Here is a 22,365-nt window from a genome sequence, read left to right as displayed (position 1 = left end):
AAGTCCACCTCTTCATTTTTGCTTAAAATAGATCCATTAGCTTTTCAAGTTCGTCCATGGTGAGATCCTCATCCCCCACATCACTAGGTGTGATCTGACTCTCATCCTGTGATAGACAATGTGAGATCAGTGCCTTCACATTCTTTTCTAAGAGTTCCTTGAACTGTTCGATCGTACGTTCTTCGAATTCAAGGTGATGATAGGAAATCGTCACATGGAGCATTGCTTGTTCTACGAAACCAACAATATCCAGCGCATGAGGTTTCTCAGATTCAGGGCTCAGCGATTGTCCTGCATGCCATGGAGAACGCCTCAATTCACCGCCGCCGATCTGTTCATCAAACTGACCAAGATAGTTAAAGCTGATATCTGGTGTGACTTGAAAATCGATATCGTCCTTCATCTTGTCAGGTGTTAAGTATTTTAAAACGCCATAGCCGATGCCCTTGTTCGGAATGTGTCTGAGTTCCTCTTTTAAATACTTGATCTGATAAGAAAGATCGTCTGCATGCGACATATCCAATAACACAGGATACATACTAGTAAACCAGCCGATGGTCCGTGATACATTGACTGCAGGAAGGATGTCCTCTCTCCCGTGTCCTTCAAGATGAATAAAGTGCCTGTCTTCACCTGTCCACTCTTTCATGGACAACCCTAATGCCGTCAGCAAAATATCATTGATTTCTGTTTGATAGGCTTCATGTACATCCGTCAACAGACTGCGTGTTTCCTCTTCAGACAATGTAAAACGAATGGTATGTGTATGAAGCATTCGTTGATCCTCCGTGACATGATCCTTTTGAAGTGGAGGAACGGAATGCGCAAGCACCTTTTTCCAATAATCTCTTTCCGATAGCAGCTCATCTGACACAGCGTATTCAGTCAGCTTCTGGGCATATTCTTGGAAGGAGTGTGTTTTTTCAGGAAGGGTAAGAGTTTCCCCGCGCTTCGACTGTTCATAAAGAGCCATGAAATCTTCAAGGAAAATGCGCCATGACACACCATCAATGACAAGATGGTGTACAGCCAGCAATAAATGATCCCCTTGATCCGTTCGGAAAATGGCAGGTCTCACTAAAGGCCCGTCTGCTAGCGGTATACTCGCCTGCACTTCATTTGCCAGCTTTTCTACCTGCTGAATTTGCTGTGACAGCTCTCCTGTTACTTCCACCACATCAATTGCCACATTATTTTCCTCGATTCCTCGATGACGCTGGATGACGCGCCCTTCTTCGAGCGGATACACCATTCGCAAGGCATCATGATGAATCATGAGCTGTTCCAGTACTTGCTGAACGTTTTTCTCATTTAAACCATTTGGCGCATGAAGCATCATCGATTGGTTCCAGTGATGCTGATTCGTAAAGTTTCGTTCAAAGAACCAGCGCTGAATCGGTGTTAAAATGGCTTCTCCTTCGACAGGTGATTGGTCTGCTGTCATTTGATCAGCTTCCTCGATATATGGGCGCAGCTCCGCAATCGTTGGGTACTGGAATAGAAGTTTCATATCGAGCTTCCAGCCTGCTTGCGTGAGTCTGCTTGCCATTTGGATGCCTTTAATCGAATCTCCGCCAAGGAAGAAGAAGTGATCGTGAATGCCGACTTGGCTGACGCCAAGGACATCTTCCCAAATGCCGCAAAGCAGTGTTTCCACTTCGTCTCTTGGTGCTTCGTATACCGTTTGATTCGCTTCGATATCAGGTGCTGGCAATGCTTTGAGATCGATTTTTCCATTGGCCGTCATTGGAAATTGATCTAGTTTTATGATCCATGATGGCACCATGTATTCTGGTAACGTGCGTTTTAGGCTTTCTTTTAAGTTCTCTGTATCTGTATCGTTCTTCGTGATTACGTAAGCGGCAAGGGCGTCGTGATCACCCGCATCTTTGACCGTTGTCACGACGGCTTCTTTGACCGAATCCAGCGTCAAAAGCTGCGCTTCAATTTCTGACAGTTCAATCCGGAAGCCGCGGATATTGACCTGATGGTCTATTCTGCCGAGATAGATCAGCTCACCATCCTCTGTCCATTTCACTAAATCGCCTGTGCGGTACATGCGCTCGCCTGGATAAAATGGATCTGGGACAAATCGTTTGTCAGTTTCCTCTGGAAGATTCCAGTAGCCTCTTGCCAATCCTTTTCCTGCAATGACGAGCTCACCAGGTACGCCTGGCGGCGACAGGTCGTATAAAGAACCCATGATGTAAAAACGTGTATTGGCAATGGCTGTTCCTATCGGAATCGTGCCTTTTTCTGGATCGATCATTCCGCTTGTCGCTACGACTGTATTTTCAGTTGGACCGTAGTTATTCACTAGTTTGTATGGAACTGGCTTTACCTGTTTAAGCTTGTCTCCGCCTGTTAGTAAATAACGCAGAGAATGGTTGTCCATTGACATAAACTGCTCGCATAGCTGGGTCGGCAGGAAGGCAATGGTGATGCCTTTTTCATTGAAATAAGCATTGAGCTTGATCATATCGAGGCGAATCGCTTCGTCGATAATGTGCAGCTCTGCGCCGGCGAGCCACGTCGGGAACATCTCCCAAATGGAGGCGTCAAAGCCAAAGCCAGCATATTTCGCAGTTCGATCGTCTTTCGTCACTTGGAACGCATCATTGTGCCAAAATGCAAGATTCACAAGGGACTGGTGCTCAACCATGACACCCTTCGGCTGTCCTGTCGTCCCGGACGTGTAAATCATATAAGCGAGATCCGTTGGTTTGATATGAACCTGAATCTCGTGAGCTTCTCCTTCTACCGCATCTTCTATGAACAACACATGACCTGTAAATGAAGATGGTGCAGTGAGTCCTTTTTGCATTAGAAGTACCTCTGCCCCGCAGTCTTCCAGCATGTAGGCAATACGCTGCGCTGGATAGTCTGCATCAATTGGAACGAATGCCGCACCTGCCTTGAGGACGCCAAGGACAGCGGCTGTCATGTCAAGAGAAGGACGGGTGAGAATACCGACGCGGTCTCCTGGTTTTGTGCCGTTTGCGATAAGTCTTGAAGCGACTACATTCGCCCGGCTGTTCAGCTCTTTATACGTCCAGCTCGTTCCGCAGAAGGTTGCCGCTTTTTGGTGCGGCGCTTCTTGTGCCTTAGCCTCAATCAGGGCATGAACGGTTTGATTTGATGGGACGTCAAGGTCTGGCCCTGACCATTCGTTCAGCTGTTTTTGCTGCTGCTGCGGTGACAATAATCGCATTTGATCTAACGATTGATCTGGTGCTGACACCATTTGTTCAAGCAAATGAAGGAAATATTCTTTCCACTTTTCAATTGACGACTTTTGAAAGATAGAACAATTAAAATCAAACACGAGCTCAATTTGATCTGCGGATTCGTTTCCAGTTAAGGTCAAATCAAATTTGGCGATCTTCTCTTCGAATGGCTGTGAAACAATGTGAAGCCCATCCATTGATAAATCACGAATATCCGCATTTTCCATTGAGAATACCACGTCAAAAATTGGATGGCGGCTTGTATCTCGAACCGTTTGCACCTGATCTACCAATTCTTCAAATGGGTACAGCTGATGCTCGTTTGCCTCTAACACAAGCTGATGCACATTTGACGCAAATTCAGCAGCTGTCTGATGTCCTGCTGGTCTTGTTCTAAGTGCCAGCGTGTTCACAAACATGCCGATCACAGATTGAATATCAGGATGGGTTCTGCCAACAACCGGAGAACCGATGATGATATCCTCTTGTCTTGAAAGCTTGCTCAAAAGAATACTGTAGCCAGCAAGCAGGACTGTATAGGTCGTACTGTTGAGCGCTTTAACGAGTTGGTCCAATTTCGCTTTAAGCGAACCTTCGATTGTAAATGAGACACGGTCTCCTGCGAATGTTTGCACTTTTGGTCTTGGCAGGTCTTCCGGCAGTGCCAGTACAGGCAGTTCCCCTTCTAATTGATCCAGCCAGAATGCCTCTTCAGCTGCTTTTTGCGCAGCAGATGCCTCACTTTTTGACCAAACTGCATAATCCTTATATTGAACAGGTAATTCCTCTAGTTTGTCTCCCCGATACAGGGCTGATAGCTCCTCAATTAAAATGCCAACAGACGCACCATCTGAAATGATATGATGCATATCAATCAGTAAATAATGGACATTTACGGAGACAGAAACCAGCCCTATTCTGAGTAAAGGCGCTTTTTCTACATCAAATGGCCTGATAAAGTCATTCATCAATTCCTGTATGTCTCGGCCGTTCTGTTCAATTTTTTCTATGTCTATAGAGACATTTGTTTCAATCCGTTGAACAGGTTCATTCTGAACAAAATCAAAACTCGTTCGGAAAGCTTCATGACGTTGGACTAGCTGATCAATTGCCTTTTCAAATTGTTTTTCATCAAAGACGCCTTCTAGCTTTAAGGCAGCCGGCATATGATAGCTTTGCTCCGCATCAGTCATTTTCTCCAAAACAAACAGTCTTTTCTGAGCAGATGTCACTGGATAATAGGCCGCTTCTTTGGCAACTTCCACTCGCTTGATCTCCGTTTGATCCGCTTGATCAACTGCAAGGGCGAACGCTTCTAATGTTGGGGATTCAAATAAAGACTTCAAAGTGAGCTCCACCTGCATCTCTTCATAAAGCCTGTTCAGCATTTTCATGCCGCGTAGCGAATGGCCTCCGCATTCAAAGAAATGATCATGCCTGCCGATTCGCGGCACTTCAAGAACTTCCTCCCAAATGTTCGCCAGCAGACGCTCTGTTTCTGTTTGAGGAGAGGTGTATTCATTTGCCCCCTGCTCACTGAGATCAGGTGCCGGCAGCGCCCGCCTATCGACCTTGCCATTATTCGTCAAAGGAAGCTCGTCTAATTGCATGAAAAATGCCGGCATCATATATACAGGCAGTTCACGTCCTGCTTGCTCGCGCAAATCAGATAATGAAACAGATCCTTCCGCTGTGAAATACGCACATAAGGTGTCATTCGAAGCAGCAATGACGACAGCTTCCTTCACCTGAGGATGCTGCAGCAGCTGGTGTTCAATTTCCCCAAGCTCGATACGCTGTCCGCGAATCTTCACTTGATGATCGATCCGTCCAATGAATTCAATATCTCCATTCGGCAGCCAGCGCGCAAGATCGCCCGTTTTATACATGGTCTCTCCAGGGCGGAAAGGATTTTTGACAAACTTTTCGCTTGTTAGTTCTGGCTGCTTATAATATCCTTTCACCAGTCCATCACCAGCGACACATAGCTCTCCCGCCACGCCCGGCGGCTGAACTTGTCCAAACTCATCTACAATATAAACAGCCGTTTGACTCACTGGCTTTCCGATTGGGATGGATAACGCCTGCTTCTCAATGTGATTCACAGGATAATATGTGGTGAAAATTGTGCTCTCAGAAGGTCCGTACATATGAACAAGCTTGTCTTTCCCAACTGTCTCAAGTGCAGTCACTACATGAGGCACAGAAGCACGTTCTCCGCCAAACAGCACTTTTCTTACGTTTTTCAGGCTGTCTTTTTTCATATCGATGAGTAAGTGAAAAAGAGCTGTCGTGATCATTAAAATACTGACTTTTTCCTTCTTAATCGCTCCAGAAAGCTCATTCATGTTTAAAATATGATCCTTTGGCAGAACAATGAGTTTCGCTCCGTTTAATAATGCACCAAACACATCAAACATAAAGGCATCAAATACATAGTTTGAGAGGCTCATCACTGTGTCTTCAGGATGAATGGTGAGATAATTCGATTGCTTCACCGTTCTCAAAATGTTCCGGTGTGTCACCATATTTCCTTTAGGCTTACCGGTTGTACCAGATGTATAGGTCAAATTCGCTAAGTCCTCAGGTGAAATATGAACATCTATAGGGCTGTCTGACTGCTGAGCAATCGCTTGATCTTCTGTTTCTATGATGGTTCCCTCAAATGCAGTGAGCACCGAGCGATGGCGCAGCACTTGATGTGTCAGTAAGAATTGTGCACCGCTGTCTGTTAAAAAGTGCTTCACGCGCTCATCAGGGAAATCGGGGTCAATTGGTACATAGACACCGCCCGCCTTAAGCACAGCCAGAACAGAGAGCACCATTTCATTGGATCGTTCAAAGAATAAGGCCGCTTTCATCCCTTTTTCAAAACCATTTTCACGCAAATAATGAGCCAGCTGATTCACTCGGTCATTCAGCTCTTGATAAGAAAGAACCACATCTTCACATTGCAATGCAGGCTGATGACCATGCTGCTGCACCTGTTTTTCAAACTGCGTCACAATGGTTTCTTCTGCTGGATAAGGCGAAGGTAACGGATTCCACCTATTTAACTGAGCTTCTGCTTCTTGTTCAGACAGTAATCGATAGGATTGAATAGCTTCCTGCGGCGCTTGAACCATCTGCTCCAGCAGATAAATATAATGTTTCATCATCTGCTCTGCCGTACTTCGTTTAAATAGAGCCGTACTGTAATCAAGTACAAAGGATAAACCTTGATCGGACTCCATCGCTTGCAGTGTTAAATCAAATTTCGCAATATGGAAATTGGTTTCTTCAACCTCGACCAGCATGTCTCCAATATGCTGAGCTGCTCCATGATCCGGCGCGAGTGTAAAGACGGTGTCAAACAATGGATGACGGCTAAAATCTCTTGGCACATTCAGCTTTTCAAGCAGCCGTTCAAATGGATATTGCTGATGCTCAAATGCCTGCATTGTCTTTTTCTTTACTTGCTCAATCAGCTGAGACATGGTTCCATTCGGATCTACCTCCGACCGCAAAGCAAGTGTCTGGACAAACATACCGATCATGTCATTCAAATCTGTATGCACACGCCCTGAAGCCGGTGTTCCGACCACGAATTCCTTTTGACCTGTATATTTGGCAAGCAATGTATAGTAAGCAGAAAGCAAGACTGTATACAGTGTCGTGTGATGGTTTGCTACAAGCTCCTGTAATTGATTCTTTAACACTTCATCTATTTCTTTGATGACACGATCACCTGCGAAAGACTGGACAGCTGGTCGCTGATAATCGGTCAGCAACTGTAAAGCCGGAATATCGCCCGAAAATTCTTGCAGCCAAAATGCCTCTTCTTTTTGAAAGCCTTGGTGCTGCTGCCAAACAGCATAATCTTGATATTGAAGCTTCAATGGTGCTTTAACCAAGCCCTCGTAAGCATCTGACAGCTCACGCAGCATTAAATCGATCGAAAGACCATCTGAAATCAGATGATGCATATCGAAAAAGAGCAAATGCTCCTGATCATGCAATGACTGCAAACCAATTCGAAGAAGCGGCGCACACTCAAGATCAAAAGGTCTGACAAATTGCTGCATGTTTTCTTCCATCGTACCGCCTGTCAGCTGTTCTATTTGAAAGGACACTGATGATGCTATCCGCTGACGAGGAACACCTTTTATCGTATGAAAAGAAGTACGCAGCATATCATGACGTGTGATCAGTCTGTTAAAAGCCTCAGTCAGCTTCTCAAGCTGCAGAATTCCTTTTAACCTCACAACAGCAGGCATATGATATGCAGTGCTTTGCTCCAATTGACTCACCATGTAGACGCGCTGCTGTGGAGGCGACAATGGATAATGATCAGCAGCCGGCGCTTTTGGTATCACCGTTTCAGAAGACTTTTCTGCCTGCTCAATATAAGCAGCCAAAGCAGCAATCGTCTGCTGTTCAAATAAAACGGACAGCGGCACCTCCACTTGCAAGTCTCGCTGAACCTGTGTAAGTACGGTCATCGCTTTGAGCGAATGCCCGCCTCGATCGAAGAAAGAATCATATACACCGATCTTCTCTTGATCAAGAATGTCTTCCCACAAATGAACAAGCTTCGTTTCTATATCGTTTCTAGGTGCCGTATAAACAGCATGAGCCGCTCTATCACCTTTTAACGCAGCAAGTGCACGACGGTCGACTTTGCCGCTGACTGTGAGTGGAAAAGCATCGAGCTCTTTAAAATAAAGAGGCATCATGTAGGCTGGAAGCTGATGTTTGATAGCCGCTTGCAGCATGTCAACAGACACACCTTCTTGACGAGCTTGATAGTAAGCACTTAACGCCTTTTCTCCATCCGCTTCATCAACCACTAGCACGACAGCCTTATCAACTCCATCTACCTGCTCCATCACAGCTTCAATCTCGCCTGTTTCTATGCGGTAACCCCTTATTTTCACTTGATCGTCCATTCTGCCAAGATAATCAATCGTGCCATCTGGAAGCCATCTGACTAGATCCCCCGTTCGATACATCCGCTCATGCGGAGAAAACGGATCTGCTGTGAATACCTTCTCCGTCAATTCAGGCTGATTCACATAGCCTCGCCCAACACCTATACCGGCAATGCACAGTTCTCCAGCAGCCCCATGTAGCTGTAATTGATCATGTTCATTTAAAATATAAACACGGTGATGACCAAGCGGTTTTCCAATCGACACATAGCGCTGTTCAGTTGATTCGCTCAGCTCACTGAGAGCTAGACGATGCACCGCCGCATCCACACACGTCTCAGTTGGACCATACACATTCCACAGAGTAAAATCAGGCTGACTCATACGAACTGCTTCGATGAGTGAACGTGCTGCTTTCGCAGGCAGCGCTTCTCCCCCAATCAGCATGTGCATCAATGACAGCCCGTCCAAATCCGCAGCAAGTAAAAGCTGCACATGCGCCGGTGTTCCATCTGCCGCTTCAATTTGATGTTTTCTGTAATAAGCCGCTAGCTGCATGCCATTTCTCGTCGTTTCTCGCGGGATGATATGAAGCGTATGTCCAAATAAAAGGGCAGCAAAGATTTGTTTGACCGATGCATCGAAATGGAATGGGGCTAGAAGCGCCATTTGTAGCTCATTCGTCCCTTGATAAATCTCATGATGCAAAGCATGGACCAAATGATGCAGCTGAAGATGCTCAATCATGACGCCCTTCGGCTTTCCAGTCGTACCGGATGTATAAATCATGTAGGCTAAATCCTCCGGCGCCGTCTGTTCTACGAGCTCAGGCAGCTGTCCACCATCTAATAATATTTGCTGCTGCACGATCAATTTTTCCGAGAGGACTGGGTACTCTTGAATGAAAGATTCATCTGTTAACACAATAGAAGCACCTGAATCCTCCACAATAAATTGAATGCGCTCCTCAGGTAATGCCGGATCAATTGGTACATATGCCCCGCCAGCCTTTAGTATGCCGAAGACTGCTACCATGGCATCTGTCTTCCGCTCCATCAAAACAGCAACAGGCACATCACGTGAGATACCTTTCATTTGTAAAAAACGAGCCAGCTTTTCTGCCTGTTGTTGCAGCTCTCCATAAGTAATTGTTCCATTTTCTGCTATAACGGCTGTCCGGTCTGCATATTTGTGGGCTGTCTCATCAAACATGTGATGAACCGGTTTTGCTGCTGGCCTTTCAAACGATTCTCCTTCAGATAATTGCAGCAGCTCCTTTTGTTCACCTGCTGAAAGTAAAGGCAGTGTCCCGATCAGCTGATCAGGCTGAGAGACGGCCGCTTCTAGTAATATCAAGAATCGATCAAACATCTTACTCATTTCTTCTTCTGTGAATACATCTGTACGGTAATCCAAATCAATGGTCAATGTATCAGTATCCCAGCGGTCTTTCACATGTATTGAAATATCATTCATTCCGCTCCCGCTAAAAATCGGTTCAGTAATGAACGACAGATTCTCTTTTTTCTGCCACTGCATCACCTGATACTCTAAAGAAATATCAAAAAGGCGTCCTGTAAACCCTTCTCTTTCCCGCAAATCATTCATGAGCAGATTGTAAGGGTACTTTTGGTGACGTAATATCTTCATTTGATCCGCCATAACCTGCTTTACGAAATCAAGAAACGATTGCGACCCTTGAACAGATGCACGCATTGGAATCGTGGATACAAACATCCCAATCATCTTTTTTTCTTTGGCATTCGTCCGGTTGCCCATAAAGGTTCCAAGAACGACATCTTCCATACCGCTAAAACGATGTAAGTAAATATAGACAGTGGACATAAACATTGAAAGCATGCTGACTTTCTGCTCTTCACAAAAGACACGAAGCTTCTCTTTTAAAGAATCTGGAACATCCCCTGAAAATCGCTCCGCATGTAAACTCATCTCGTATCCCTTATGCGGTTTTAACGATGCGAAGTCTGGAATATGAGCAAATTGCTCATTCCAAAAAGCTTGGTCTTTTTGAAAACGTTTAGAAGATTCATAGGTCTGCTCACTCATGATGTGATCAACGAAGGAAATCTCCTCAACTGGCGAGATGTCTACTCCTTGCAGCATGTCATGATATAAGTCAATAATGCGATTTCCCATTAAAATGATGGAAATACCATCCGCGACAATATGATGTGCTTTACAGAACAGCCAGCACTCTTGATCACTGATTTGAAACACCGTAAATTCAATCAAGGGGCTGTCAATCAATGGCATTGGCTCACGAATCTGCTCGTTTGCCCAAGCCCTTACCTCCTCTACACTCCAGCCCTTTTCCATGCGAATCGGCTGTTTTTCATAAGGTTTGATATATTGAACAGGCTCCTCTTCTTCATCTCGATACACGAGCCTCAGCCGAAGAGAGTCAGTTTGTCGAATGTACGCTTGAAGCACATCGACGACCAAAGAAGGATCGAGACCAGATGCTGATCTCAACCTGGCGAATCCACCCAAATTAGAAATACTTGTACCTGGATAAAATCTTTCCGTGTAGAATACTCGCTTTTGCGCATGTGTTAAGGGGTAATAAACTGTATTCATTCTCATCCTCCGCCTCTTCTATGTTTTCTCCACCAATTTCACCCTGCACCCTCTATATCAAAAGAACCAAGTCTATTTCATTAAAATAGACGGTTTAACAGAAAAGGAGCCCACCCCGAATAAAACGGAGGGACTCCCATTTTCATTCGGTAGCCTGCCGACCTTAGCAAAAAAAGAATCATTTACCTTAGGACATGGCTTTGCGTCTCTATGTTTCCATAGATTTGCCTTTTTCTTCTTTTCTTTTAGATATTTTCTATTTACGTCCACTTTATATGAAAATATTGTTTTTTTCACCGAAAAATGGGTGTAAAGATTCATGCGTCATACCGAAGGGATCCTGTGAGAATTGACGATATTTACCGAAAATAACTAATAATAGTTGCGTTCAACCGAAAATAATCGACTAAATACCGCAAAAATTTCATATTTTCCCTTAAATTTTGAAAATATGACCGAAAACGTAGGATAGAGGTCTCCTTGCGTTCCCCGCAAATTCTTAAATCTTAAGAACTATATTCCCTAAAAAAATGAATTTTTTTTACTGTAAAAACAACAAAAAAAGAGCTGTCATTTCAAATGACAACTCCTTGTTTCTTCATTATATTTACATCACCTTAGACAGACCAATCGTTTTCTCAATAATGAGCAGCGCAATGATAGAAATGATAATAAATATGACAGATATCGCATTGACACTCGGATCAAAGGTCTGCTCAATGTAATTAAAGGTCCTGACGGGGATTGTAATGGTTTGAGGAGAGGAAACGAACAAACTGATCGATATTTCCCCAAATGACGTCACAGCTGAAAACACCCCTCCTGCAATGATTCCCGGCTTAATCAAAGGCAATGTGACTCGAAAAAACGTGCGAATGGGTCCTGCGCCAAGATTCATTGAAGCCAGCTCAAGCCGCGGATCTAAATTCGAAACACTCACGCCTACCGTTCGAACCACATAGGGAAAACCAATGATGACGTGACCAATGACGAGCGCCCACAAAGACCCTGTAAAGCCCATAGCCGTAAACAAGTAAAGCATCGCAATCCCTAACACCACCTGAGGAATCATGAGAGGTGACAGAATGAAAGCTTGGACAGCCTCCTTTCCCTTAAAGGAAAGCCTTGCTAAAGCATACGAAGCCATTGTCCCTAAAAGAACCGTGAGAGGCGTCACGATGAACAGCAGAATCACACTGATCCGAAGAGATTCCATCCATTCTGGATTTGACACGACCTCATGAAACCAGCGAACAGAGAACGAAGTCGGTGGAAATTCAGGAAAGGCATTTGGACTAAAAGCAGATAGGACGATCACAAGAACAGGTATGGTTAAAAAAAGATAAACCAATGACCCAGCAGTCCAAATCAGGATGGAAAGCAAGCGGTCACCTATTGACTTTTTACGCATGCATCCTCGCCTCCCAACGCTTCAATAAATAGCTTAATAGACTGACTACCACAAGCACACAAACCAATAATGTAAAGGACATAGCGGCAGCAAGAGGCAGATTATACACCTGCATGACCTGCTGATAAATTGACAGCGGCAGCAGCGGCTGCATCCGTCCGCCGACTAACAGCGGGGTGATATAACTTCCTGCTGCCAGTGAGAAGACGATGATCGCGCCAGTCACCATGCCTGGAATGGTCAGTGGTAAGGTGACATGAAAAAAGGTTCGAATCCGGCCAGCTCCAAGACTCATAGAAGCCGGTCTTAAGTGACGATCCATATCGGTTAAGCTTGTTGCGATCGGCAGTACTGCAAATGGCAGCATGACTTGGACATAGGCAATAATGACCGCATTCATATTCCACAGCATCGAGAGCGGCTTCTCAATTACATGTAAATCTAGTAACATGCCATTGATCAGACCATTTTGCGAAAGAAGAACAATCCATGCAAATGTCCGAATCACAACACTTGTCAAAAGCGGCGACACAAGTAGGATATAGAAAAATGCCCGCAGACGCGGATTAGGTGCTTTGACGAGCACGTATGCTGCGGGGTATGCCATGAATAAACAAATCACCGTTGTCTGCAAAGCCACCCACACAGTACTTCCAATCGCCTTTACATATGCATCTGTCGTGAACACATGAATATATTGAGAAAAGCTATACGTTTGTAATGTATTCATCATCGAATCGACATCGCGAAAACTGAGAACGAGCATCATCACCAGAGGAGCTAGTAAAAATACAACAAGAAACAAACAGGCTGGCAGCAGCATAAACCAATGAAATCGTTGATTCTTTTTCTTGATTCGCATCACGTATGCACCTTCGAATCTAAGAAAACGATATCTTCAGGCTGCCAATGGATATGGACGGTTTCTCCAACTTTAGGCAGCTCGGGAAATGCCGCATCAGAAGCATGGACAATGATTTCACCATGATCAAGTCCCACAACCAAACGTAATGAATGCCCAATATAACTCACATCTGACAGCATGCCTGATACATGGTTCGGCTTTACTTCCTCCCGCTCAGAAGAGATGCTGATTCTTTCAGGACGCAGCATAAGCAGTTGCTTTTCCCTCTTCTCTTGATGTGCCGCAGCCTGCAGCTGAAGATGCTGACCGTTTGAATGGGTGACATGCGGAACTGTAAATGCCGCATCAGCTTCATTGTACACAGCCTCAAAGATGTTCACCTGTCCGATGAATTCAGCTACAAATCGATTGTTTGGCTGGCGGTACACCTCTAAAGGCGTCCCAATCTGCTGAATTCTTCCCTCTCCTAAAATTCCAACCCGATCAGAAAGACTTAAGGCCTCCTCTTGATCATGTGTCACAAGAATGGTTGTAATCCCGACATTCCTTTGAATATTTCGCAGCTCTGTCTGCATATTTTTTCTTAGTTTGGCATCTAGGTTGCTGAGCGGTTCATCAAGAAGGAGAACAGATGGCTGAATCGCCAGCGCTCTTGCAATCGCTACCCGCTGCTGTTGACCACCGCTTAATTGGTGGGGCATCCGTTTCGCAAATGCCTCTAATTGAACAAGAGACAAGCTTTCCATCACCTTCTCTTTGATTTCCGCCTTCTTTTTCTTTTGAACCTTTAGCCCGTACGCCACATTATCAAATACAGTCAGATGCGGAAAAAGTGCATAGCTTTGAAAGACCATACCTGTTTTTCTTTGGTAAGGCGGCAAAGCTGTCACATCCTGATCACCAATATAGACGACACCTTTTGTTGGTTCTAAAAAACCGCCAATGATGTTTAATAACGTTGATTTTCCGCAGCCGCTAGGACCAAGAAGGGAGAAAAACTCTCCCTCATTCACCGTAAGACTGACATCGTTGAGAGCAATCTGCTCACCGAAGTGCTGACTGATGTGTTCTAAATGAATTCCACTCATGCGATCACCTATTTTCCTCCGCCTAATACTTCGTTCCATCGGTTTGTCCAATTGCCAAGCTCAGAGGTCGCTGTTTCATAATCTACCCACGTCAGCTTGCTGTAATAATTTTCTCCAACTTTCACTTTCCCCTTAATCTTGTCATCGTATTTCACATCAGAATTCGACATGCCATAATAAGATTTTTCCGAGAAAGCCTCCTGAGCTTCTTTTCCACTTAAGTAGTTTAATAGTTTGTACGCCGCTTCTTCATGCGAACTTCCCTTCGTTAAAGCCCAGCTCGCAACAGCTGCAACAGCACCTTCTTTCGGATATGAGAAACCAATATCCATTCCTTCTTCTTCAAGTGCAAATACTCGCCCGTCCCAATATGGAACAGCCGCAACATCCCCACGTTCTAACAAGGTTTGAATCGATCCTGGGTTATCTGGAAAAGCAGCTACATGACCTTTTAACTGCGCGAGACTTTTAAATGCTTTATCAATATCCTTAGGATTTGATTCTGTCCCCCCTTGCGCATGAACAAGTGCAGAGAAAAATTGCAAACCGGCTGAATAAGTCGGAGATGAAATGGCTACCTTCCCTTTCAGCTGACTGCTCCATAGGTCAGTCCAGCTGTTTGGTTCCTGCTTGACGAGGTCTTTTCTATAAGCAATACCAAGCTGCCCCATACTAAAGCCTGCTGCATATTGTTTTCCATTCACAGTAAGCTTCTTTTGGACAGAACGGTAAAGCTTTTTGACGTTCGGCGCTTGATCTTCATCAATAGGCGCAAGAACGTTTGCTGCGATACCTCTTTGAATCGTATCGGGCTGTAAGATTAGTAAGTCATATGGTGGATTTTTTCCATTTGACGCTTTTAATTTTGTAAACCATTCAGAATCCGCCCCAGAGACGGTTTGCACTTTAATTCCTGTATCTTTTTCAAACTTTTCGAGGATTGGTTTGATATTCTTTTCCCAATCGCCTCCATATACGCCAACAATCACAGTCTGCTGCTGTTTGCCTTGATCCTTTCCATTTCCACCACAAGCGGCCAGCAGTACAACGATTGATAGGATACCTGCAAAAATAGCAATTAATCTTCTATTCATGATTTATTTCCCCCTTTTTGTCCATTCAATTGACAAAGTGCTTGAGTAATATCTTCCTTTGTTAACGGCTCATTTCTATGACTGAAATGTTGATGAACTGCATGTTTATAGTGCGTACGTTCGTTAGCCGGATAGGAACGAAGCTGAACGGCCAGCTCACTGCTGGCTTCGTCCGTCCATACTTTCTCATAAGCTGCTCTTTGTTCTCCGAAATCCCACACGTCAGTAGATGCAGAAACATCAACCTTTTCTCGCACCCTGCTCGTCTGCTCCTCATCAATCTTCCATTTATTTTGGTCTAAATATACTTTCACACCATATTGCTGCAGCGCTCTCTCTTCACTTAATAGACCTGCTTCCACTTCCTGAAGGACTTTTTCTTTCTTTCGGGCAAATGGATTCCCCCAGCCGCCTCCACTTGGTGAAATCAATTGAACGATATCGCCTTTTTCAAGTCGCAGAACATCTATTTTGGGCTGGTCTTGTTTCTCACCATTAGCCGTGATCAGCTTGACCTCACCAACCGATCCTGCTCGGCCGCCCATTAATCCCCAAGGCTGAAACTTCATCCGTTCCATTCCTCGTGCTGTCACCATTGATTCAGGCTTTATCATTTCAAATTCCAAACCAATCGCATGTCCGCCTCGATTTTCACCAGCTCCACCTGTATTCGGCAGAAGTTCATATCGGTGAACATGAATATCAATATGCTGTTCCAAACTCTCAATTGGGGTATTCTTCAAAAAGCCTGACGAATGATCAATACCGTCCACTCCATCAGTACCATTTTGAGCACCGCCGCCTCCGCCTAATGGTTCGACAACGGACATTTTCCTGCCACCCGTTTGATCATCAGGTACTGAGAGAACCACAATAGCAGATTGACCTGCACCTGCTGCCGGCACCGCTTCAGGTAACAGCTTACCAATGGCGCCTAGCACGACATTGTACAGCCTCATCGTAATCGAATGACGAATCCCGACAGAAGCCGGGTATTCTGGATGCACCAGCGTTCCTTTAGGAGAGATCACGTCAATTGGATACGTTATTCCACCATTAATCGGTATAAAAGGATCCTTACTAATGATGTAATTAATCAATCCTTGATAAAGAAAGGAATGCTTCTGACCATTGGTAACGAGGTTAAAGGCTGTTTTCACTTGCGGGTCACACTCAGAAAAATCGAGCGTCAGCCGTTTCCCTTTAATCGTTAGCTTGATTTTCAACCGAATAGGGACGTCTGAGATCATATCATCATCTAAATAATCAGCAAATTCACTCGTTCCATCCGGTATAGCTTCAATGACCTTTCCAGCACGATCCTCGGCTTGCTTCAGCAAGTCTATCATTCCTTGTTTCACTTCGTATTTTCCAAATTTCTCAATCATTTCTTTTAACCGAATATCTGCTGTATTAACTGCTGCAATCATCGCATTAATATCACCATCATTTAGATGACTAGCGCGGCTGTTCGCTCTTAAAAAGGTACGTACGACTTGATTCTCTTTCCCGCCTGCATAAATTTTCACTGGCGGAATTCTTAATCCTTCTTGATGAACATCCGTTGCTGTCGGTGAAATACTCGAAGGCACAAGCCCACCCACATCACTGACATGAACAAAAGACCAAGCATAGCTTACGATTTCACCATCTACAAAAATCGGCTTAATGATATGGACATCTGGAAGGTGAGTCGCCAAACCGTCTGTCGTATAAGGATCATTAGTGATGATAATGTCTCCTGGCTGCATCGGCCCGCTTTCTTCAATCGCTTTTTTTAGACTCAGCCCTAAAAAGATCGTCACACCTACTGTCTTCGGATAAACAAAGAAATCTCCAGATGGCGTGGCTAATGCTGTCGCAAAGTCAGCAGATTCTTTAACGAAGGTCGTAAATGACGTCCGTTCAATGACATGCCCCATACCTGATGCAATCGCATTAAAATAACTGCGCATCATCTCAAGCTTTGCTGGGTCAGTTCTCATGTAAAGCCGCCTCCTTTGAAATCACTAAGTTACCTGATGGATCAATGCTGCCTGCCCAGTTTGGCAAAATTAATGTTGTTGTATCATCCTGCTCAATAACGGCAGGCCCATTTACAATAGAACCTACTGACAGAGTATCCCGGTTATAAACCGATGCTTCGTATTCTTTTTCTTCAATAAAAATCCGCCTATATTCATATGGTTTCAAAGACTGTCCGCTGCTTTCATGAACAGGTGAAAAAGGCAGCGGAGGCGTCTCGCCTATGACTCGAACGCGTAAATGAGTAAACTCGATTTTTGCCTGATCATCCCTATGACCATATTGACGCTGATGCAATTTGTGAAAGGCTTCAATGAGTTGGTGGATATTTTGTTCCTGCTTTAGCCAATCAATCGATAATGGCAGTTCAATCTCAAATGCCTGTCCCTGATAACGTGCGTCTGCTAATAATAGAATGGATGTCTGATTGATATGCTGAATGTTTTGCTGGCTGACCCAATCAGTCGCTTTTCGCGACAGCTTCTCATAATCTTGTTTTAGTTGGTTGATCGAATAGTCTTGTAAGCATATTTTCTTCGACAGCACCGCATCATGAATAAAGTCAGCAGTCAGAGCACCTAACGCACATAATGTACCCGGACTTGGAGGAACAACCACATTTTTCGCATGAATTTCTCTCGCAAGGAAATTCGCCACAACCGGCCCTGCTCCGCCAAACGCCAGCAAACTAAAATCTCTAGGGTCAAACCCTTGCTGCTCCATCACATTGCTTAATTCTGTGTACATATTGGCTACGGCTACTTGAATGAGCTGGTCAGCCGCTTCTTCAACCGTTTTGTTGAGCTGATCAGCAATTGGCTGAAAAGCCTTTTTCGCCGCAGACAACTGTAATTGTAAATGTCCTCCGGCAAAACGTTCTTGATTGAGGTAACCGCATATGAGAAACGCATCAGTTAAAGCTGCTTTTTCTCCCTTTCCATACGAAGCTGGTCCCGGGTTTGAGCCAACTGATTCTGGCCCCGCTTTTAGAAGTCCGCCCTGATCAATCCATGCTACCGAACCTCCTCCTGCTCCTATTGAATACATCGCAACAGATGGAAGAATAATTGGGAAGCCTGAAAGCTGATTCGATTGCGCCATTGTAGGCTTTCCATTTTGAATAATCGAGATATCTGCACTCGTCCCCCCAACATCAAAAGTGATCAGGTTGGGTTCAATAGATGATGCTGCAATTCTAGCCGCACCGATGACACCGGCTGCCGGACCAGAAAAGAGAGTCTTCACAGGCGAGGCTGCCGCACTTTCTGCATCCATTAAACCACCATTTGATTGTGTAATGTATGGAGAAATTGGTACACCTTCTTCCTTCAAACGACTTTTCAGTGTTTGCAAATACTGTTTCACCTTTGGTTGAATGTACAAATTAACAACAGACATCACTGTACGCTCGTATTCCCTCATTTGAGGCCATAATTCAGATGAGGTAAGGACTTCTAACTGTGGATAATGATGATTGATATAGGCTTTTGCCTGTAATTCATGAACTGGGTTTTGATAACTATGTAAAAAAGAAATGACGATACCTGCTAGCTTTTTAGATATAGCATGCTGGACTGCATCATCTAACTGCTGCAGATGGAGAGGTTTTTTGATCGTACCATCGTGTATCAACCTTTCAGAGATTGGATATACATGCTTCCGTGGTATCAATGGTTCTGGCAAACGAGAATTGAAGTCATAAGGAATGGGTAGTCGTAAACGTTGAAGTGACAATATATCTTGAAATCCTTCTGTCACAAAAAGGGCTAAATCTGCTCCTTTTCGCTGCAATAATGTATTAAGACCAATTGTCATTCCGTGAACGAGGTATTGAATGTTGGATAAATCAACACCTCTTTTTTTTAGAAGATTTAACCCATTGATAATTCCTTGGGCTGGGTCATCAGTCACTGTGGGTGTCTTGAGTTCAGTCAGCTCCCCTGTTGCTTCATTTATCAACGATAAATCAGTAAATGTTCCGCCTATGTCTATTCCGAGCCGGTATGAGACATCCGCCATTTGTACTTCCCTCCTACAATGTAATTAGAATCATATTTTGATAAATTACGACATTTTTTGATATTTGACTCCATATTATTAAAGCAGATCGGTCTAGTCAATTTTATTTTTTTGAAATTTCTGTGTGTTAAATTCTTGAAATTAGCTCAAAAAGCAGTGATAAAGCCATTTTGAATGAGCATATTCGTTTTATAATCTACAAAATTAAAATTTTTATGAATTTTTACAAAAATGAAAAGCATGAAATCTTGTAAAATCTGTTTTTTGAATTTTAAAAGGCGTTTTTTCAAAACCAGGGGAAATTGGTAAGTAATTCTGCTATACTTCTGTTTACAAAATACGCAAACAAGAAAGAGAGCCAGCACCTATGAAACTTCTTAAAATGTTTCTCTTGCTTTTATTGATTGTTATTGGTGTAGCAACAGGCTATATCCAGCTGGAGCAAGGGAAACAAGAGACAGCGAATTCATCTTATGACAAAACGATTCATTTTCCATCAGACCGCTATCCCGAAACAGCCAAGCACATAGAAGAAGCCATTGATGAAGGTCATTCGTCCATTTGTACAATTGACCGTAAACATAGTGATGAGCAGAGGGACCGATCATTACATGGCGTTCCAACAAAGCGCGGGTATGATCGTGACGAATGGCCAATGGCGATGTGCAAAGAAGGAGGCACAGGAGCTTCTGTCAAATATGTACGCCCTTCTGATAATAGAGGCGCAGGCTCGTGGGTAAGTCATCAATTATCGGATGATCCAGACGGCACAAGAATCCAATTTATCATCGATTAGCAGCCTTTCCCTTTTCTATATTAAAAAAATTTTCACATGACTGCATGCAGGTATTTTAAACACTTTTTTCATGCCGATAATCCTTAAGGAGGGATACCCTACCTTATACCTAAAGGAGTTAAAAAGCATGAAGAAAAAGGGAAAACTGAGGATCGGTGCCAAAATTTTGCTGATCTTTTTAAGTGTCCTCATCATCTTTTCCGCAGTTGTTGGTTATGTGGTGAATCGCGAGATGACAGAAAACATCAAGCAAATGGCAACTGAAAAAGCAAAAGGTGATTTAAAACTAGGCTACGCCTACCTGAATGAAAAAGTAGAAGGCTCGTGGCAGATTAAAGAGGACAAGCTATTCAAAGGAAATACGCAAATTAATGATCATGACACATTGGTTGACCAATTAGCCGAATATACCGGTGATACCATCACGATTTTTCAAGGAAATACCCGCGTTGCTACGAATGTCATGTTAAACGGGAAACGAGCTGTAGGTACAGAAGTCTCTCCTGAAGTGAAGACCACTGTTTTAGATAAAGGAGAAAACTATTACGGCACAGCAAATGTTGCCGGGAAAGACTATCAAACGGCTTATATGCCGATCAAAAATGAAGCAGGCGAAACAATTGGTATTTTTTATACTGGCGCCAATCAAAGCATGATTTCACAAATGCTTCAGTCATTCTATATACAATTTGTCATCGTCCTTTTGTTAAGTCTGATCGTTTCGGTCATCATTATTTCTATTTTCACTAAACGGATTCAGGCACGTCTCAAGCATATGGCTTCTGCCATTAAGAGTGCAGGCGAAGGTGATTTAACCATCAATGTGAAGGATACTGCTGGTGATGAATTGTCTGATCTGGCTGGCCATTTCAATAAGATGCGTGAAAAACTAAATCAAACCATTCTAAATGTCATGAACACGTCTGAATTAGTGGCCACATCCTCTGAGCAGCTGTCAGCTAGCGCAGAAGAAACGAGTGCAGCATCAGAAAAAATCACCTACACGATTCAAGAAGTGGCACAATCTTCAGAAGAACAGTCCGCTCAAATGACAGCTAGTGAGCACAAAATGATTCAAGTATCAAACGAGCTGGCAAACATCACTGAAAATGCAGGACAAATGGCTTCAAGAAGTCACTCCGCACAAGAAGTGGCCCAAAAAGGTGTACACAATATCGGTGAAGTTCATTCACAAATGACGTCTATTGCCAAATCAATTGAAGAAAATGGTACAGCGATTCAAGCATTGGAAACACGTTCAGCTGAAATCGATCATATTTCCAAAGTCATTACAGATATCGCCAGCCAGACAAACCTGCTAGCTCTTAATGCAGCAATTGAAGCAGCACGGGCAGGTGAGCATGGAAAAGGATTTGCTGTTGTCGCAGACGAAGTGAGAAAGCTCGCAGAAGAATCTCAAGCATCATCAAACATGATCTCCCATCTCATTTCTGAAATACAAAAAGAGATGACTCATTCGACGAATGCCATCAAACGAGTAAGAGAGGAAGCGGCTCAAGGGGCTGTCCTTATCTCTCATACAGAGGAATCATTTCATGATATCCAGCAGTCGATGAGAGAAATGGCAAATGGCATTAAACATTTATCAAGTGCATCACAAAAAATCGCAGCTTATACAAACGATGCGAAACAGTCTTTTGCGTCTATTACAGAAGGCGTGAAACGAACAAGTGAACATTCACAGCAAGTAGCCGGTTTAACAGAAGAACAATTTGCTGCAATGGAAGAAGTAACAGCTTCATCAGAAGCGCTCGCCCATTTAGCAGGAGATTTAAAAGCAATGGTCTCGCAATTTCACATCTAGATCCCACACCAAATAGCGCAAGACGGCGACAATCGTCTTGCTGCCTAACTTTCTCCTCAAGAATCACTCTTTCAACCATTCACGTTCCAACAAAAATTCTTAAATAAAGGAGTTTTTTATATGAATCACTTAAATCAAGCCTATTCCCTATCTATCTCCTACCACCAAATCACGGTATACACCGGAAGCGAAACACCACCTGTCATTGATTGGACAGATGAGGACATTCTTCAAGGATTTGCAACTGGAGATCAAGGAGTTTCCTTTGAAGGAATCAATAATGGAAAGGCGTCTATTATTGTGACATTAAATAGCGATGAGCCCCAAGTCTCGGTTGATAGAGCTATAACAGTTCCCTTTACGCTTACAAATGATCAAGTTTATATCACAAGCGTCATGGCCAGAGTGCTGTCTTTCTCCATTCCAAAAGGAGACTATCAGCTTACCTGCTACACCTCACAGCAGCCTGATCAAGACGTTTATTATGTAAATTTCCAAACAGTGTAG

At 43.8% G+C, this 22,365-nt stretch carries 10 protein-coding genes and 1 riboswitch; of the genes, 3 read left to right on the top strand and 7 right to left on the bottom strand.

Annotated elements, in window-relative coordinates:
- Positions 1-22: 22 nt before the first annotated feature.
- The 7 genes from NSS80_RS01905 to NSS80_RS01875 form a co-directional block, all read right to left on the bottom strand.
- On the bottom strand, positions 23-10,735 hold the full coding sequence (locus NSS80_RS01905; RefSeq protein ID WP_342498396.1) for an amino acid adenylation domain-containing protein: 10,713 nt from the start codon (positions 10,733-10,735) through the stop codon (positions 23-25).
- A 145-nt stretch (positions 10,736-10,880) separates the two neighbouring features.
- Positions 10,881-10,974, bottom strand: a riboswitch (cyclic di-GMP riboswitch).
- 368 nt (positions 10,975-11,342) lie between these two features.
- Entirely contained in the window at positions 11,343-12,146 is an 804-nt protein-coding gene (locus NSS80_RS01900) for an ABC transporter permease (protein ID WP_024424298.1), read from the bottom strand.
- Complete coding sequence (locus NSS80_RS01895; RefSeq protein WP_041116620.1) at positions 12,139-13,008, bottom strand: ABC transporter permease; 870 nt, start codon at positions 13,006-13,008, stop codon at positions 12,139-12,141. The genes NSS80_RS01900 and NSS80_RS01895 overlap by 8 nt, the downstream gene beginning before the upstream one ends.
- A complete protein-coding gene (locus NSS80_RS01890; protein ID WP_041116617.1) occupies positions 13,008-14,099 on the bottom strand; it encodes an ABC transporter ATP-binding protein in 1,092 nt (363 codons plus the stop codon). The genes NSS80_RS01895 and NSS80_RS01890 overlap by 1 nt, the downstream gene beginning before the upstream one ends.
- An 8-nt stretch (positions 14,100-14,107) precedes the next feature.
- Positions 14,108-15,193 carry an extracellular solute-binding protein gene (locus NSS80_RS01885; RefSeq protein ID WP_317222233.1) on the bottom strand — a complete coding sequence of 362 codons (1,086 nt, stop codon included), beginning with the start codon at positions 15,191-15,193 and terminating at the stop codon, positions 14,108-14,110.
- Positions 15,190-17,178 carry a hydantoinase B/oxoprolinase family protein gene (locus NSS80_RS01880; protein WP_041116613.1) on the bottom strand — a complete coding sequence of 663 codons (1,989 nt, stop codon included), beginning with the start codon at positions 17,176-17,178 and terminating at the stop codon, positions 15,190-15,192. Before NSS80_RS01880 ends, NSS80_RS01885 begins: the two co-directional genes overlap by 4 nt.
- Positions 17,168-19,237, bottom strand: coding sequence for a hydantoinase/oxoprolinase family protein (locus tag NSS80_RS01875; RefSeq protein ID WP_041116611.1), 2,070 nt, complete (start codon positions 19,235-19,237; stop codon positions 17,168-17,170). Before NSS80_RS01875 ends, NSS80_RS01880 begins: the two co-directional genes overlap by 11 nt.
- 367 nt (positions 19,238-19,604) lie before the next feature.
- Between NSS80_RS01875 and NSS80_RS01870 the strand changes: the two genes are divergently transcribed.
- From NSS80_RS01870 to NSS80_RS01860, 3 genes are all read left to right on the top strand, one after another.
- Positions 19,605-20,033, top strand: a complete 429-nt coding sequence (locus NSS80_RS01870) for a NucA/NucB deoxyribonuclease domain-containing protein (RefSeq protein ID WP_041116609.1) — start codon at positions 19,605-19,607, stop codon at positions 20,031-20,033.
- Between the two features lie 127 nt (positions 20,034-20,160).
- Complete coding sequence (locus NSS80_RS01865) at positions 20,161-21,858, top strand: methyl-accepting chemotaxis protein (protein ID WP_041116607.1); 1,698 nt, start codon at positions 20,161-20,163, stop codon at positions 21,856-21,858.
- 120 nt (positions 21,859-21,978) lie between these two features.
- On the top strand, positions 21,979-22,365 hold the full coding sequence (locus tag NSS80_RS01860; protein WP_034283302.1) for a competence protein ComJ: 387 nt from the start codon (positions 21,979-21,981) through the stop codon (positions 22,363-22,365).

This window comes from Bacillus sp. FSL M8-0350 (genome assembly GCF_038593345.1).
Taxonomy (GTDB): Bacteria; Bacillota; Bacilli; order Bacillales; family Bacillaceae; genus Bacillus; species Bacillus safensis.
This window is presented reverse-complemented; position numbering and strand designations above follow the sequence as displayed.